Source organism: Nocardioides albidus (assembly GCF_006335005.1).
GTDB lineage: Bacteria > Actinomycetota > Actinomycetes > Propionibacteriales > Nocardioidaceae > Nocardioides > Nocardioides albidus.
On sequence record NZ_VDMP01000026.1, the window covers coordinates 146601 to 161100 of the forward strand.

Below are 14500 nucleotides of genomic sequence, written 5' to 3' on the forward strand. Positions count from 1 at the left end.
AAACAAGTTGAAGGACCGCGACGTCGCCGTCCTTTTCTCGCTGCAGCACCCCCTCAACTTCCACGAGGCTGCCTATATCCCGCTCCGTCGCGGAAAGGTCGTCGCTACCCGCGTTGAGGGCAACATCTACGTCATCGACTTCCGCTTGGGTGGCTACTTGCCGCTGGTTGAGATCGAAGAGGACCGGCGCGCGCAACCCGTCCGCGAGTTCTCTCAGGCGCTCCGCGTCGGCTTGAACGGGTCGTTTCCTGACAACACGGGTGAGCACTTCGCCCGCTCACCGCAGCGACGGTCAGCGGCTGCGGGGCCGTCACCGATGCAACTCCGCAGCAGTTCTGGGCAGCCCCTGGTTGAGGTGGCTCGCGATGAAGGTGTCAACTTCGAACGCGTCGTGGGCTTCGTCGCGCCCTGCGTCGAACCGTCGGCCAAGCCCTTCTTTCGGGTCGCCCGCTGCACGACGGACGATGGAGTGGACGTCCCCCTGAATGATGCAGGCCAGTTGGCACTCGTGCCCGAGAAGAGTTACCGGATCCAGATCGTTCACTATCAGCCCACCGCGGTCGAGGGCGAGCCGACGCTTGCCCTTGAGGTCCCCGAGTCGGTGAACGCTTTGAGCGATGTCGAGATCCCGCTGCGCTCGCGCTACGACGTGATAGAGATCCGTCTCTTCGTGCCGGCGCGCGACGATGCCATCGAGGGGGAGTTCGTTCTCACGGCTGGGGCCGATGATGGCTACGAGGTGAGGATGCCGGTACGAATCACTCCGACCTCTGCACAGCAGTATCGGAACCCGTTATTCGCGTTCGGGGGTGCCGCTTTCGTCGCCCTGCCCGGCATCATTGGTGATGGCAATGTGGAGTTGAAGGTCGCGCTTGCCCTGATCGGAGGAATCTTGCTGGTGTTCACCACGCTCGATCGCCGTCGCCGAGGTCTCGGGTCGTAGCGCGTTACCCGACGTACCGGTTGCCCTTGCGCCTATTGCATGGACCGCACAGCGTTTGAAAGTTCTCGAAGTCGTCCGGGCCGTCCCATGACCACGGCATGACGTGATCAACCTCGAGGCTGAAGTACGAGCCGACGAGACCGCAGTGCTGGCAGGTGTAACTGTCGCGGCGAAACACCGCCAGCCGCAGATGGAGATCGAGCGCAGTTCGGGTCTCACTCATCGAGGATGAGTTCATCGGACCGAGGCGGACGTCGTTGCAGGGCAGGAGTCGCCGGCCTCGGCTCGTCTGGGTTGATCGCGCGGAGCAGGCTGATCGGTCGTGTCAGCGCCCACACGACCGCCGGTAGCACGTGGTCAGTCTCGTCAAAGACAACGCACATCTGTTCGCCAGTCGGACCCTTGTCCTTCAGGAGCCGCGCGCGGGTTCCTACGATGCCCTCAGCAAGCGAGTCGAGTGCAGTCCCCAGGTCGAATCCCAGGACATCTGCCAGTGAGTCCGGAGTTGCCGGCACGGCTGACACGTCTGTACCGCGGCGGCGAACAACACTGAGATCGAGTACAGACATGTTGCGGAATCGGCCGCTGGGCGACACCGAAATCGGTGCTCGCTCGTGCAGAAGCGAGAGGGGCTTGGTCGCTCCCGGGTCGTAACCAAACACTTCGCGCTCACCGCTATCCCATTGGACGTCAGCGACGGTGATGTCGAAGGACGCCCCTTCAAGACGGCTCAGGAACGCCGTGCCTTGGGTCTTCGCACCGCTACTTGGGCGACCTGTGATTCGACGTTTCGCGGTACCGACGGCAAGGCTGTAGGAGCCCAGGTCAACACGACCATAGACCGGCCCGCTCGGCATGCCGAGGACGAGTTGGCGGTCGGCAAGGTGGGTCGTCAGGCGGCCTTCCTCCTTGCGCCAGAACTGGTATCCGGGGCGGCGCTCGGCACGGCCGACCGCCCATCGATCGCGGTAGTACTGGCCGATCTTCTCGACCGGGAGGTCGTACGGCACGTAATCGGACCGCTCCCCGCGCAGGTATTCATCCCAGCCGACAGCTGTGGGCGCGAGGAAGACCTCTCGCTTCACGTTGTGGTTGAGCGCGTCGTCAGGTATGTCGAGGGCCTTGAGGGCCGTTCGGATCACGCGGAATCGCCAGTTAGGCCCACTTCCGTATTTGCTCGAACCGACCTTTGCCGTTGGGTCTGCAAGGACGTCTTGACGCACGAAGTCCAAGAGCTGTCCGAACAACTGGTCGGAGAACTGGAAGTGCCCAAAGCCCTTGGTGAAGCCGACGGAGTGGAGCATCACGGAGCCGTCATAGGTCACCCGGTTGTAAACCGACGATCGTCCAAGGGCAGATGAGGTCGTGATGAGGACCGGGGTCGGATCCTTAACCCGCTCGTCGCCGTGGATGCCGACCTTGTTGTTGGCGTACTTCTCCGACAGGAAGTCTCGGACCTCGTTGGAGAGAGTCAGCAGCGCGGCCAGCTTTCCCGCCAGCAACTGTCTGTAGGGCTCAACGGCTCCCAGGACGAAGGCGTCGTAGACGTTATAGAGCTTCGCGTTTCTGTTCGCCTTGTCCCAGCCGATCGCAGTGTCGCGAGCTCCTTGGGCGATTACCGGGTCGCCCAACGCGAAGATGCCCATCAACTTGCCGTTGTGGCGATCTCGGATCAGGAATCGGGTTCGGCGGCCGTATCCCGAGGACACGGGTACTGACCATTGGAGCGTCGCGAATCGGAACAGGTCTGCGTCCTGGGGCGTGCGAACCGGCGTGACCATGGGGTCGATGAGTGAGGGAACAACTTCGGATCCATCGGCAAAGTGATCGAGCAGCGTCGCCTCGTGAGTGCTGAGCCATGCTGCGGAATCTGCCAAGCGTGCGGCCCGCTGAGCGGCATGGGCCTTTCGCAGTTGTTCCTTCGCATCGGCTGGGTTCAGCTTGGATGCCAACTCGACACTTCCGGAGACCGCCTGCAACTCGGTGAGGACCTGCTGGCGCAACTCCGCAACGTATGGATCCCTGGAAACGCCCGAAAGCACCGGGCGGCTCTTGCCGCCCGGTGCCCTCGTGTCCTTCATGTCAGCCAACCGCTTCCTCGTCGTCCTCGTCCTCGACCCATCCCGTGGGGTCGTCCTCGTCCATCTCCGCCTTCGACGCCGCTCCGCTGAAAACGAGCGGGTGAATATCGAACGCGTTGGCCATGAGCCGGGACCACTCGCGGCGCTCGCCCCGGTAGAAGGCCCGGTCCTCCCCGCCGGAATCGATCTCGCAGGTACCAAGCACCCACAGCATCAACTCCAGCGCTGAGCGCATCTCCTTGTCGTTGGCGAGTCTGCTGTAAACCTCGCGGTACCAGGGGTGGCCCGTGTTGATCTGCAGGATGAACTGCGCGCCGTCCATGGTCGGGGTGTAGAAGGGGTCGTCCTCGGTTCCCGAGACGAAGTCGACGCGATACGGCTTCGCCTTCTGCGCCTCCTCCTGAGCCTTCGCGACGTCCTCTTCCGGGATGCCGGTCTCCTTCGACATCCGCTTGACCTTCTCCTGGAAGTTGCGGTTCGACTCCTCCTGGGTCTCCTCGCTCGCCTTCCGCCGACGTCGGATGTCCTTCTCCAGGGCCTTGGCAATCGCGGCCTCTGAGGGCCGCGTCTCGGTGCCCTCGTCGTCCGTGTCGGCGTCGGCGTCTGCATCCTTCTTCTTCCGCTCGTCCCGCACGGCGTCGTTCAGCGACTTGAAAGCGCGGGTCACGCCAGCGGCATCGAGTGCAGTCAGGACCGCCTCGCTCAGCATGATGGTCTGCTTGTCGGGCGTGACGCCGAAGACCTCGTCGAGCGCGGGCGGGAAGTCCAGGGCGACACCGACCTGCCTCGCGTAGTTGTCCCAGCGGAAGCCCTCCGGCTTGACCAACTCGATGAATCGGCCGTTGCGGGTGACGAAGATGCCGTTGTACTGCTTTCGGACGCGGAAGCGGACCTTCGGCGGAGCGCCGCGGTTGCCGCTCGGGACGCGAGCGTTGATCGCGTCCACCGAGAGGTACGACAGTCGGACGGTCACGGTGTGCTTGTTGCCGTCACCGTCCTTCATCTCGAACCGGATGGGGCTGTGCGCGTCGGCACGGGGAGCGTCCGGGATGTCGTACCAGCGGCTGCCCTGAGTCGTGAACAGCGGATCCACCGGCTCGACCGTGTCGCCGTCGACTCGGATGTCGCACACGCCCAGCCAGTCGGCGTAGGTGATGCCGAGGTGCTCGCGGAACCGGCTGGTCGAGACGGGCTTGCTGTTCCAGGCGAGCCGATCGAGGTGCGACCACACGATGACGGTCCGGACCGCGGCAAGACCACCGCGGACGTTGGCCTCGGCGTAGGTGGCCAGCCACTCCGGCAGGTCGACGGACCGGACCTTCGGCAGCTGGACGACGTTGGCCTTGATCGAGAGCCGGTCCAGGTCCACGGTCACCGTCTTGAACTCGTCGTCGCCCGAGGTGCGCGAGTAGACGTCGAACTTCCGGCCCCGGTTCACGGAGGCGCTGGGAAGCCCGAACCCGAACCGACCGAAGACGTTGCGGCTCCCGTCGTTGGACGAGCCCCCCCACTTCGTCGCGTGCGGCAGGAACGACTCCTCGATGCCGGATGCGTCATCGATGAAGGCGATCTCGCTGATGTTCTTGCCCTCGGTGCGGTACACGATGTGCAGCTGCGACGCCCCGGCCTCGATCGCGTTGTCGATGATGTCACCGGCGGCGTGCGCCTCGTCGAGGTAGCGCACGGAGCGCATGCTCTCGGCGAGCATCTTCTCGTCGACGAGGCCGGCGGTGCCGCTGTTGCGGGCGACCTCAGCCTGCCGGTCCAGGTGACGCTTCTTGACGTAGTCCCGCTGGTCGGCGAGATGCTTCTGAGCGGTGTCGATGATGGCCATGGTGTGGTCCCTTTCTATCGCGCAGCGTCTATTGCACTGCGATCAGGTACGGCCCGGTGGCTTGCCGGGCCGAGGTGCCCGGGGGCGCGGTGCCCCCGGGCGAACTCGGTCAGGCCGCCCAGGCGGCCTTGAACTGGATGCGGGCCGTCGCGCGACGGCTCTGAACGGTCGGCTTAGGGATGCCGAGGATGCGGGCTGCCTCGGCGAGGGTGTAGCCCTCGCCGTCACACAGCCACAGAACCTGAGCGAGGTGCTCCGGCATCTTCCTGAGCACTGCCCGAACCGCGACGCGGGCCTCGATGTCCTCGGGGGAGGGCTTCTCGGCGTAGTCGGCCTTGGCCTTCGCGGCAAGTCCGCGCCTCAGGTCCTCGGCCTGAGCGCGAGCACGGGCGTAGTAGTCCGTGCGCTTGGCGTAGGAGAACGCGATGGTCGCGACGCTCTGCGTGGAGCCGGGCTTGCTGGCGGTGAAGGCAGCATCCGCGACGATCCTGAGCATGATGTCCTCCACCTCGGCGGTGTTGAGGAGGGAGGACGAGCGACGCTTGACCTGCGACGCCAACTTGCCCAGCGAGTCTTCGTCGAACCCGCCGTTGGTGCTAAAACTAAAGTGAGCCACGGGGGCAACACTCCTTTCAGGGTAAGGAGAGCCCCGCAGCTCAGTAGCGGTCTGCGTGCAAGATTCGTCGTCTCAGGGTGTATTCGGAAGGGTGCTGTTGACCCTCTCGTGCCCAAGGCTCTCTTGGTTGTGTTGAGTTGTAGGTCACACCGTACATGACCCGTCCGGCACAACGTGCCAGGCGGCTCCGGCCGTGCGGCGCGTCCTTCGCCCTCTAAAGGACGGGCGAGGCACAGATGTATGAACCACGTCGAAACTTTCTCGTCGGGTTTGGTGATGCCCCTGCCGGGCGGGTTGGATCGGGCCATGACAGTGAAGGCTCGGACGGCCGCTGACCTCGTCGCGCTGCACGCGGAGTACCTCGACGGCCAGACCGTCGCCAAGTTCGTCGTCCATGGGATCAACTCTTTGAAGTCCATGGATGTCCCGCTGGATGCTCTCGCTGGGGAGCGGGTCGGAGCGGTCACTCCGACCGGCGAAGCGACTTTCGATCTGGCACTGGGGGCGCATGTCCTGACCGTCGACCTGCAGCGCGTCGGGGTGGTGCAGTGGTCGAAGAACCTCAGCGCCTGGTCGTTCGGCCAGCCATCGATGCCGACCGGCCAACTCCTTTTCGAAGGCGGAGGCGGGATCAACTTCAGCGAGGCGGCGAAGACCAAGCGGATCACGTTCCGGATCTCGCGGGCCTAGATACGGAACGACCCCGGACCGCCGAAGCGGCCCGGGGTCACCGGGTCAGGGGAGGTCAGCCCTGACAGGTCGTGTACGCCTCCTTGTAGGGCTCGGCGCTGGCAACGCCACCGGCCTCCTCGTGGATCTCCTTGCCGCCGAACGCCCAGAAGTCGTCGGCGTACTGGAACAGGGACGAGCCGTCCTTGCAGTTGAACGAGGCGGCGGCCTCCAACGTGTCGCCGTCCATGCAGCCCTCGTAGTCCTCGGGCAGCGTCTTGCCCGCGACCCACACATCCGTGCACTCCGGGGCGAAAGCCTCGTCGTTGCCGCCCCCGGACTTCGGGCTGCCGGAGTCGTCGCCGCAGGCGGCGAGGGTCAGGGCCAGCAGGGCAGCGGCAGAGGCCGCGATCGTCTTACGCATCGGTGGTGCTCCTTTGATCGTTGCTTGGTTTGTACTGGGTTGGATGGCGTGCTGTTCGGCGATCAGTCGTCCGACTGCTGCACGAACTTCGCCTTGGGCTGGGTGGTCTGCGCGCCAGCACCGGACGGGTAGCCGTGACGCGAGAGCGCATTGCGCGACGCCTCCTTGCTGGTGCCGAGGGTGAAGTCGCCGCCCCGCTTGTCCTGCGCCGGGCCCAACTGCTCGTCCCACGCCTTGAGGACGTCGTCCTCGGAACGGTCGCTGATGGTCGGAACCATGTGCCCTCGGTCCGACACAACCTTGCTGAGCTGCCTGATATCGGCGAGCGAGGCGTTGTGCGTGCCCTGCCGCTCCATCAGGAACTCACGAGCGAACTGCTGCTCCTTGTTGTTGCCGTCGAGCAGCGGCTTCGCCAACTCGATCAGTTCGGCGGGAACGCCGAGGCGCTCGAAGCCATCGAACTCCTGCTCCCACCAGACCTCGTTGCCGGTGTGCGTCTCGCCGCCCGCCGTCACGTAGCGAACGTCGTTCTCGTTGTAGTCCCAACCGGTGCTGGTCATTGCTTTCTCCTTGGTGTGTTCGTTGCTGTGGGGTGCTCCGCGATGCGGGAGCGTCTCGCCGGGCCCGGGTGCCGGTGCCCGGCTGCTAGGTCGCGGGAGGGCCACGGGGACCGCTCCCGCGACGCGGGGGAGGGCGGGCCACTCCTGCCCCGCTCACGCCGCTACCTCGATGCGGAAGCGGAGATCAGCAGGTGCGCAAACTGCCGTGGGTGGGGGCGAGCTCGGCCGCCTGCTGCGCAATCTGTCCGGCTACCTGCGCGACGACCTCCGCACCCGCGCCGAGCTCGAGGCACGCCAGTCCTGGGCGGTCAACGGCGCACGGGTCGCGGTGGCGGCGCCGTGGGTCGTTCTGCTCGTGATGTCGACCCAGCCGAGTGTCATCGAGCGCTACCAGTCCGCGGCGGGAGCCCTCGTGCTCGCCGTCGGCGCCGGCCTCTGCGTCGTCGCCTACCGCCTGATGATGCGCCTGGGCCGCCTTCCCGCCGAGCGGCGGATCCTCGATACCACCCCACGACGTTCTTCGGCTCCCCCGCTTCGCTCCTCCGCCGAACAACGCCGCAGGGACCCCGGACGATGAGCCCGGCGGTCAGCGGCGCCCTGCTCGGACTCTGTGCGGCCGTCGGGCTGGTCCTCGTCGCCACCCGCGCCGTCGCGATCCGCCGGCCCCGTCTCGAGGACCGGGTGCTGCCCTACGTCCGCGACCTCGCCCCGGACCGTCGTACTCCTGCCCCCACCGGCGCCCGCTCCACGGCCGCCGTGGTGTTCGGCCCCGTGCTGCGCCGGGCCGCCGACGGTGTCGAGCGGGTGGTCGGCGGCGCCCCGTCCGTGCGACGCCGCCTGGCTCGGGCCGGGTCGCCGATCACGCTGCACGAGTTCCGGGTCCAGCAGGTGCAGTGGGGGCTCGTCGGGTTCGCGATCGCGGCCGCCTACGGCCTGCTGCGCACCTGGACCCGCCCCGGCAACCCGCTGCCGCTGCTCGTGGCGTGCCTCGGCGCCTTCGCGTGCGGGGTGCTGCTGCGTGACAACCGGCTCAGCGCGCAGGTCCGCAAGCGCGAGGCCGCCATGCTCGCCGAGTTCCCGACCGTCGCCGAGCTGCTGGCGCTGAACGTGGCCGCGGGGGAGAGCCCCGTCGGAGCGCTCGACCGGGTCGTACGCCGCAGCGGCGGCGAGCTCTCGCACGAGCTCGGCGACCTGCTCGCGCGGATCCGCACCGGCGAGCCGGTCGCCGATGCCTTCGACCGCCTCGCCGCCAGCACCGGCCTGTCCGTCGTGGCGCGCTTCGCCCACGGGGTCGCGGTCGCCATCGAGCGCGGCACGCCGCTGGCCGACGTGCTGCACGCCCAGGCTGCCGACGTCCGCGAGGCCGGGCGTCGCGAGCTCATCGAGCAGGCCTCGCGCAAGGAGATCGCGATGATGGTGCCGGTGGTGTTCCTGGTGCTCCCCACCACCGTGCTCTTCGCGTTCTGGCCCGGTCTGATCGGGCTCTCCCTCAGCTACTGAAGCCACAGAAGCCACTGAAGCCACAGACTCGCGGACTCTCGGGAAGGAACGACCATGCAGAACCTACGAACCAGGCGCCGGCGACACGACCGGCCCCATCCTCGGCACCATGATGAGCGGGGTGACGTGCCCGGCTGGGTGCTGATCACGATCATGACGATCTCGATCGGTGTCGCGCTGTGGGGCATCGCCCAGCCCCAGCTGGTCGGGATCCTCCAGTCCGCGCTCAACTCCGTGAAGTGAGCCGACGCCGCCGGGCTACCGAGCGCGGCTCGGCCCTGGTCGACTTCACGCTGGTGACCCTCCTGCTGGTGCCGCTGGTGCTCGGCCTGATCCAGATCGCCCTCGTCCTCCACGTCCGGGCGACCCTCGCGGCGGCCGCCTCGGAGGGTGCGCGGCTGGCTGCGACGGCCGACCGGGAGCCGGGGGACGGTGTCGCGCGGACCCGGGCGCAGATCGCCGACGCCCTGGCCGGGCGCTACGCCGAGGACGTCGAGGTGCACCGGGTCCTGATCGACGGCGCTCCCGGCGTCGAGATCGTGGTCAGGGCGGAGGTCCCGGCCCTCGGCATCGCCGGGCCGGCCGTCGCGATGACCGTCACCGGGCGGGCCGTGGAGGAGGACCCGCGTGAGTGAGGAGCGGGGGAGCGGCCTGGTCGAGATGGTGTGGCTCACCCTCCTGCTCCTGCTCCCCCTGCTGTGGATCGTGCTGTCCGTCTTCGAGGTGCAGCGCGGCTCCTTCGGTGTCAGCGGCGCCGCGCGGGCGGCCGCGCGCGCCTACGCGCTCGCTCCCAATGACGTCGCCGGCGAGGAGCGCGCGCGGGCGGTCGCCCGTCAGGCGCTGGCCGACCAGGGGCTGCCCGAGGCTCCGGTGGACGTCACGGTCACCTGCACGCCGTACCCCCGCAACTGCCACACCGGGACGTCCGTGATCACGGTGCGCGTCGCGTCCGCGGTCGACCTGCCGCTCCTGCCGGACCTGTTCGGGCTCGGCCGGCCCACCTTCGCGCTCGATGCCGAGGAGACGGTCCCCATCGGCCGCTACCAAGAGGTGGCCCGGTGACCGGGCAGCGCGGCAGCTCCACGCCCCTCGTGCTCGCCTTCACCGCGATCGTGCTGCTGCTCGTGGCGGTCGTGGTCGATGCGAGCGCGGCCTACCTCGCCCGGCAGCGCCTGAACGCACTCGCCGACGGCGCCGCGCTGCAGGGCGCCGACCTCGGGGCCCAGGGCGCCGACGCGTACGCCGGCGGGCTGGCTGCCGGCGATCTCGCGATCTCCCGCGCGGAGGCCGAGAGTGCCGTGCACGCCTACCTTCGCGACGCCGGGGCGGCCACCGCGCATCCCGGCCTGCGCGCGACGGTGCGGGTCGAGGGCGAGCGCCTCGTCGTCGAGCTGACGGCGCCGGTCGACCTGCCGCTCCACCTGCCCGGCGCGCCGACGGACCCCACCGTCCGGGCGATCGGCTCGGCCGTGGTCGACCCGGAGGCCGGCTGACGCCCGCAGTCGGGCGAAGTCGGTGAGCCGGTTGACCTCCGCCTGGGCGGTCGTGACGTTCGCGGCGGCCACCGCCTGCGCCGCCTTCGCGTCGGCGACCGAGGCGGTGGCCACGGTGCAGGTGGAGGTTTGCGCAGCGGTGCGCACCGCCACGGGGGCGGAGTAGGCGTCGCCGTCGTACGTCGGTTCAGCCGAGGACGCCGGGAGCGGCGCCCTCGTCGTCGATCCAGTCCTCGCCGTCGTCGAACAGGTCGCGGTCCTGACCGTCCTTCTGGTCCTGGCGTCGCCGTCCGCGACCGCCGGCGGCGCCAGCCGCGCCGCGCCCACCGGCACCGCCCTGGCCGCCACGACCGCCTCCGCGTCCCCCGGATCGTCCGCCCTGGCTGCCGGGCGTGCCGACGCCGGTCCGGCCGAGTGAGCCGGGCCCACCGGCCCGCGTGCTCGAACCGATCGACCCGACGCCGCCGGCGCCGAGGCCGCGCCCGGCGAGCATGCCGCGGATGCCGTTGACCAGACCGGGCGCTCCGAAGGCACCGGCCGCCGCCACCCCGCCGATCACCGCGGGTCCGACGCCACCGCCCCCGCCCCCGCCCGGGCCGTCTCCGCCCGGACCGCGCGGGTCGCGCGGAGGATCGACCCAGGGGTCGCGCGGGTCGCGCGGGTCGAGCGGGTCCCGAGGATCGCGCGGGTCGTCCGGATCGCGCGGGTCGTCCGGGTCGCGCGGGTCGTCCGGCGGCCGTACGTCGTCGTCGGTGTCGCTGTCGTCGATCCAGGTGCCGACCGGGATGGACCGGGGAGGCAGCTGGTAGCGCGGCCCACCCGAGCCGGGGTAGCCGTCGCCACTGCCGCTCTCGTGCTTGGGCTGGCCCTCGATCTTCTGGAGCGCCACGACCGCGGCGTCGTACTTCTCGAGCAGGGCCTTGACCTTCTTGCGCGCGCGTTCGTCCGCGTTCCCGTACGCGTCGACCTTGTCGTTGTAGGCCTGGGTATCCTTCGCGTAGGCCGTCTCGGCCGCGGCGTCCTGGTCGACGTCGTTCGTCCGCTCGGGGCGCTGCGGGGGCTGGCCCGGTGCGTCCGGCGGGTTCTTGGCCTCCTGCTCGGCGTTGTACATCGCGGTGGACGCGTCCAGCAGAGCCTCGGCGACGCCGGCCAGCTCCTTGTGGCGATCGCCGACCCGCGTCGCGGCGAAGGTGAAGGACTCCTTCACCTTGCCCCGCGTCTCCTCGCCGCCGACGCCTTCGGGGATCGTCCGGCTCGCGATGTCGAGCGCGTTGTGGATCTTGTCCAGGGCCTCGGCCGTGCTCTGCCAGGCACTCTGCGCGGCGAGCACGTCCTCGCTGGACATGCCGTGGGTGCGGTGCAGCAGGTCGTTGAGGTGCTGGCCGGCCATCAGGCGTTGCCTCCGTCGGTGTCGGTGTCGGTGTCGGTGCCGAGGTCGAGGCCCTGGGTGCGCAGCAGCGCGGTCTGCAGGTCGGTCTCGGCCTGATCGTCGGCGTCGACGATCGCGGCCTTCGCGGCGAGGACCGCGTCCTGGAAGGCTCCGAGATCCGTGCGCATCTCGACGAGCGAGTCCACGATCACGCCGTGGGCGCGAGCGTGCTCGTAGGACAGGACGTTGGATTCGTGGCCCTGGCCGTACGCCGACGCAGGAACTGCGCCCTTCTGGGTGAACGTGACCCCTTGGAGCACCTTGATCTGCTCGTCCAGGGTGTTGTAGACCGCAGTGACCTGGGCCTCGATGATGATCAGCTCGAGGGCCTGCATCCCGACGAGGAAGGCCGGATTGAAGAGGGGAAACACGGGCGGGATGGGGAATGGTCCGGTCATTGGATGAGGTCCTTCGAGGTCCCGAGGGGCGGTCGACGGGTACCGGCTACCCAACGACACGGCGACGCAAACGACGATGCCACACTGGTTTCTCCCGATCCCGGTCCGGAAGGTGGGGCAGATGATTTCTCGGGCACTTCGGCCGATACCGAGAGCCGTCCTGGCGGCCGCGCTGGTACTGCCGCTGGCGGGTTGCTCCGACGACGACTCGACCAGCGGTGCGGGCACGCCGTCCGCGAGCGCCACCGATGGCTCGGAGGCGTCCGGCCCCGCGCCGGAGACCTCGACGGCCCCGTCGGCGACCCCATCGGTGACCCCGGCGACCGGGAAGAAGCTCAGCGTCGAGGGCGTGAGCATGCGGCTGGTCAAGTCACCGGACTGGCATGTGTCCCAGTTCGGGACGACCTTCGGCGCCACACGCCGACTGCCCTCGGGTGGCGTGATGTCGGTGCTCGTCTCCGACATCCTGGCCAATCCGGCCGCGGACACCGAGTCGACGGCGGAGTCGTACGCAAAGCTCGAGGCGGATGACCGCGTGCCGGTGGCGCGGGTCGCCGACCGCGTGGTCGACGGCGTGAACTGCTTCGTCCTGGAGGGACAGACCGCCAAGGAGCGCCGCTCTGTGCTCGGTGCGGTCGTCGGGGACCGCTTCTTCACCGTCGAGTTCACGCTTCCCGTCGACGACCCCGAGGCGGACGCGATGATGGATCAGATGTCCGCGACCATCGACATCGCGGGATGAGGGTGGCATGCCTCTCGAACCAGTGACCCGGCTGGTGGCCGCGGCCGTACTGATGCTCGCTCTGGCAGCGTGCGCGGACGACGATCGGCGCGCCGGTGGCAGCGCGTCCACGGCGGGTGCCACGCGGACCACCGAGACCTCGGAGGCCACGCCGACCGCTCCGGAGACGCCGTCGGTGGTCCCGGCGACCGGCGAGGAGCTCAGCGTGGAGTCGGTCAGCATGCGGCTGACCGACTCGCCGAAGTGGGGGATCACCGCGACCTCGCTGACCGTGGTCGCCGGTCTTTCGGGACCCCACGGGATCCTGGACGTGGTGGTGCAGGACGTCCCGGCGGGTCTGGGGCGCACGACCGAGAGCAAGGCCGTCGGGTGGGAGGAGGTCTCGGCCAACCAGGTTCCCGCCCCCAAGCGGGTCGCGAACCGCACCATCGACGGTGTCGACTGCTTCGTCCTCGACGGTCGCAACGACAAGCTCCACCGCTACGTCGTCGGCGCCGTCGTGAACGGCCGGCTCTTCGTGCTCACGTTCGTGGTGCCGACCGGGATTCCCGACGGCGACCAGTTGATCGAGCAGATGCTGGCCTCGGTCGACATCAAGGACTGAGCCGAGCGAAGCAGGGTGCGTGGGTCGCCCCGACTCGTTGATTCGGGGCGCGCGCCGTAACCTTGCTCCTTGTGGCAGGCCCCGACTACGACGCCGAGATCAAGCAGCTGACTGCGACGATGCACACCATCGAGCAGGTCCTCGACCTGCCGAAGATGGAGCGTGAGATCGCCGAGCTCGGCGAGCAGGTGGCCGCACCCGACCTGTGGGACGACCAGGCCAACGCGACCCGGGTCACCGGCCGGCTCTCCGGGCTGCAGGGTCAGGTCGACCGGTTCCGCGCACTGCAGCAGCGCATCGACGATCTCGCGGTGCTCGCCGAGCTCGCCGCGGAGGAGGCCGACGCCGAGACCCTCGCGGAGGCCGACACCGAGCTCGCGCGGATCAAGGCGGCCGTCGAGGGGCTCGAGGTCCGCACGCTCCTGTCCGGGGAGTACGACGAGCGCGAGGCGATCGTGAGCATCCGCGCCGGCGCCGGCGGCGTCGACGCGGCGGACTTCGCCGAGATGCTGATGCGGATGTACACCCGCTGGGCGGAGCGCAACAAGTATCCCGTCGAGGTCTACGACGTCTCTTACGCCGAGGAGGCCGGCATCAAGTCGGCCGAGTTCGCGATCCATGCGCCCTACGCCTACGGCACCCTGTCGGTCGATGCCGGCACCCACCGGCTGGTGCGGATCAGCCCGTTCGACAACCAGGGCCGGCGCCAGACCTCGTTCGCCGCGGTCGAGGTCGTGCCGCAGCTCGAGCAGACCGACGAGATCGAGGTCGACGAGAACGACATCCGCACCGATGTCTTCCGCTCCGGCGGCCCCGGCGGGCAGTCGGTCAACACGACCGACTCCGCGGTCCGGCTGACCCACATCCCCACGGGCATCGTGGTGTCGTGCCAGAACGAGAAGTCGCAGCTGCAGAACAAGGCTGCCGCGATGATCGTCCTCAAGGCCAAGCTCCTCGCGAAGAAGAAGGCCGAGGAGGCCGCGCTCAAGAAGGACCTCAAGGGCGACGTCGCCGCGAGCTGGGGCGACCAGATGCGCAACTACGTCCTCAACCCGTACCAGATCGTCAAGGACCTGCGCACCGGCTACGAGACCGGCAACCCGCAGGCCGTGTTCGACGGCGACATCGACGGCTTCCTCGAGGCGGGCATCCGCTGGCGCCGGGGCGCCGAGCAGACCGCCGACAGCTAAGAGGTTCCGCCGATAGG

At 68.6% G+C, this 14500-nt stretch carries 18 protein-coding genes; 10 read left to right on the top strand and 8 right to left on the bottom strand.

The window, feature by feature from the left end:
* The coding region (locus tag FHP29_RS16395) for a hypothetical protein (RefSeq protein WP_158296602.1) at positions 1–943 on the top strand (943 nt) is incomplete at its 5' end.
* Between the two features lie 4 nt (positions 944–947).
* Here the strand turns inward: FHP29_RS16395 and FHP29_RS23305 are convergent.
* The 4 genes from FHP29_RS23305 to FHP29_RS16415 form a co-directional block, all read right to left on the bottom strand.
* The gene (locus FHP29_RS23305) at positions 948–1181 is read right to left on the bottom strand and encodes an HNH endonuclease (protein WP_139623954.1); all 234 of its coding nucleotides are present in this window, start codon (positions 1179–1181) and stop codon (positions 948–950) included.
* Entirely contained in the window at positions 1159–2946 is a 1788-nt protein-coding gene (locus FHP29_RS16405; protein WP_158296604.1) for a Druantia anti-phage system protein DruA, read from the bottom strand. Before FHP29_RS16405 ends, FHP29_RS23305 begins: the two co-directional genes overlap by 23 nt.
* Positions 2947–3025: 79 nt before the next feature.
* On the bottom strand, positions 3026–4858 hold the full coding sequence (locus tag FHP29_RS16410; RefSeq protein WP_139623956.1) for an ATP-binding protein: 1833 nt from the start codon (positions 4856–4858) through the stop codon (positions 3026–3028).
* Between the two features lie 109 nt (positions 4859–4967).
* Positions 4968–5474 carry an RNA polymerase sigma factor gene (locus FHP29_RS16415; RefSeq protein ID WP_139623957.1) on the bottom strand — a complete coding sequence of 169 codons (507 nt, stop codon included), beginning with the start codon at positions 5472–5474 and terminating at the stop codon, positions 4968–4970.
* Positions 5475–5714: 240 nt separating this feature from the next.
* On the opposite strand from FHP29_RS16415, the gene FHP29_RS16420 reads away from it, so the two are divergent.
* Positions 5715–6164, top strand: a complete 450-nt coding sequence (locus FHP29_RS16420) for a hypothetical protein (protein ID WP_139623958.1) — start codon at positions 5715–5717, stop codon at positions 6162–6164.
* A gap of 55 nt (positions 6165–6219) precedes the next feature.
* Here FHP29_RS16420 and FHP29_RS16425 read toward each other — a convergent pair whose 3' ends face one another.
* Complete coding sequence (locus tag FHP29_RS16425; RefSeq protein WP_139623959.1) at positions 6220–6567, bottom strand: hypothetical protein; 348 nt, start codon at positions 6565–6567, stop codon at positions 6220–6222.
* A 62-nt stretch (positions 6568–6629) separates the two neighbouring features.
* Positions 6630–7127, bottom strand: coding sequence for a hypothetical protein (locus FHP29_RS16430; RefSeq protein WP_139623961.1), 498 nt, complete (start codon positions 7125–7127; stop codon positions 6630–6632).
* 205 nt (positions 7128–7332) lie between these two features.
* Here FHP29_RS16430 and FHP29_RS16435 point away from each other — a divergent pair, with 205 nt between their 5' ends.
* The 5 genes from FHP29_RS16435 to FHP29_RS16460 all read left to right on the top strand — a co-directional run bounded on the left by FHP29_RS16435 (position 7333) and on the right by FHP29_RS16460 (position 10120).
* Positions 7333–7704 carry a type II secretion system F family protein gene (locus tag FHP29_RS16435; RefSeq protein ID WP_240044552.1) on the top strand — a complete coding sequence of 124 codons (372 nt, stop codon included), beginning with the start codon at positions 7333–7335 and terminating at the stop codon, positions 7702–7704.
* Entirely contained in the window at positions 7701–8627 is a 927-nt protein-coding gene (locus FHP29_RS16440; RefSeq protein WP_139623963.1) for a type II secretion system F family protein, read from the top strand. Before FHP29_RS16435 ends, FHP29_RS16440 begins: the two co-directional genes overlap by 4 nt.
* 239 nt (positions 8628–8866) lie before the next feature.
* Positions 8867–9262, top strand: a complete 396-nt coding sequence (locus FHP29_RS16450) for a TadE/TadG family type IV pilus assembly protein (protein WP_139623965.1) — start codon at positions 8867–8869, stop codon at positions 9260–9262.
* Positions 9255–9689, top strand: a complete 435-nt coding sequence (locus FHP29_RS16455; protein WP_240044553.1) for a hypothetical protein — start codon at positions 9255–9257, stop codon at positions 9687–9689. The genes FHP29_RS16450 and FHP29_RS16455 overlap by 8 nt, the downstream gene beginning before the upstream one ends.
* Positions 9686–10120, top strand: coding sequence for a pilus assembly protein TadG-related protein (locus tag FHP29_RS16460; RefSeq protein WP_139623966.1), 435 nt, complete (start codon positions 9686–9688; stop codon positions 10118–10120). The genes FHP29_RS16455 and FHP29_RS16460 overlap by 4 nt, the downstream gene beginning before the upstream one ends.
* 187 nt (positions 10121–10307) lie before the next feature.
* Here the strand turns inward: FHP29_RS16460 and FHP29_RS16465 are convergent, their stop codons facing one another.
* Positions 10308–11510 carry a hypothetical protein gene (locus FHP29_RS16465; protein ID WP_139623967.1) on the bottom strand — a complete coding sequence of 401 codons (1203 nt, stop codon included), beginning with the start codon at positions 11508–11510 and terminating at the stop codon, positions 10308–10310.
* Positions 11510–12304, bottom strand: a complete 795-nt coding sequence (locus FHP29_RS21815; protein WP_158296605.1) for a hypothetical protein — start codon at positions 12302–12304, stop codon at positions 11510–11512. The genes FHP29_RS16465 and FHP29_RS21815 overlap by 1 nt, the downstream gene beginning before the upstream one ends.
* Between FHP29_RS21815 and FHP29_RS16475 the strand changes: the two genes are divergently transcribed.
* From FHP29_RS16475 to prfB, 3 genes are all read left to right on the top strand, one after another.
* Entirely contained in the window at positions 12297–12689 is a 393-nt protein-coding gene (locus FHP29_RS16475; protein WP_139623970.1) for a hypothetical protein, read from the top strand. The genes FHP29_RS21815 and FHP29_RS16475 overlap by 8 nt on opposite strands.
* A 7-nt stretch (positions 12690–12696) precedes the next feature.
* On the top strand, positions 12697–13293 hold the full coding sequence (locus FHP29_RS16480) for a hypothetical protein (protein WP_139623971.1): 597 nt from the start codon (positions 12697–12699) through the stop codon (positions 13291–13293).
* Positions 13294–13364: 71 nt separating this feature from the next.
* Positions 13365–14483, top strand: coding sequence for a peptide chain release factor 2 (gene prfB / locus FHP29_RS16485; protein ID WP_139623972.1), 1119 nt, complete (start codon positions 13365–13367; stop codon positions 14481–14483).
* Positions 14484–14500 lie beyond the last annotated feature (17 nt).

Bases quoted from the DNA above. Each gene is read 5' to 3' on its own strand.
- FHP29_RS16425 (WP_139623959.1), bottom strand. From the start codon at position 6,567: ATGCGTAAGACGATCGCGGCCTCTGCCGCTGCCCTGCTGGCCCTGACC.
- FHP29_RS23305 (WP_139623954.1), bottom strand. From the start codon at position 1,181: ATGAACTCATCCTCGATGAGTGAGACCCGAACTGCGCTCGATCTCCAT.
- FHP29_RS16465 (WP_139623967.1), bottom strand. From the start codon at position 11,510: ATGGCCGGCCAGCACCTCAACGACCTGCTGCACCGCACCCACGGCATG.
- FHP29_RS16420 (WP_139623958.1), top strand. From the start codon at position 5,715: ATGAACCACGTCGAAACTTTCTCGTCGGGTTTGGTGATGCCCCTGCCG.
- FHP29_RS16440 (WP_139623963.1), top strand. From the start codon at position 7,701: ATGAGCCCGGCGGTCAGCGGCGCCCTGCTCGGACTCTGTGCGGCCGTC.
- FHP29_RS16430 (WP_139623961.1), bottom strand. From the start codon at position 7,127: ATGACCAGCACCGGTTGGGACTACAACGAGAACGACGTTCGCTACGTG.
- FHP29_RS16480 (WP_139623971.1), top strand. From the start codon at position 12,697: ATGCCTCTCGAACCAGTGACCCGGCTGGTGGCCGCGGCCGTACTGATG.
- FHP29_RS16410 (WP_139623956.1), bottom strand. From the start codon at position 4,858: ATGGCCATCATCGACACCGCTCAGAAGCATCTCGCCGACCAGCGGGAC.
- FHP29_RS21815 (WP_158296605.1), bottom strand. From the start codon at position 12,304: ATGCTCACGCCCTCGACGCTGAGCTTCTTCCCGGTCGCCGGGGTCACC.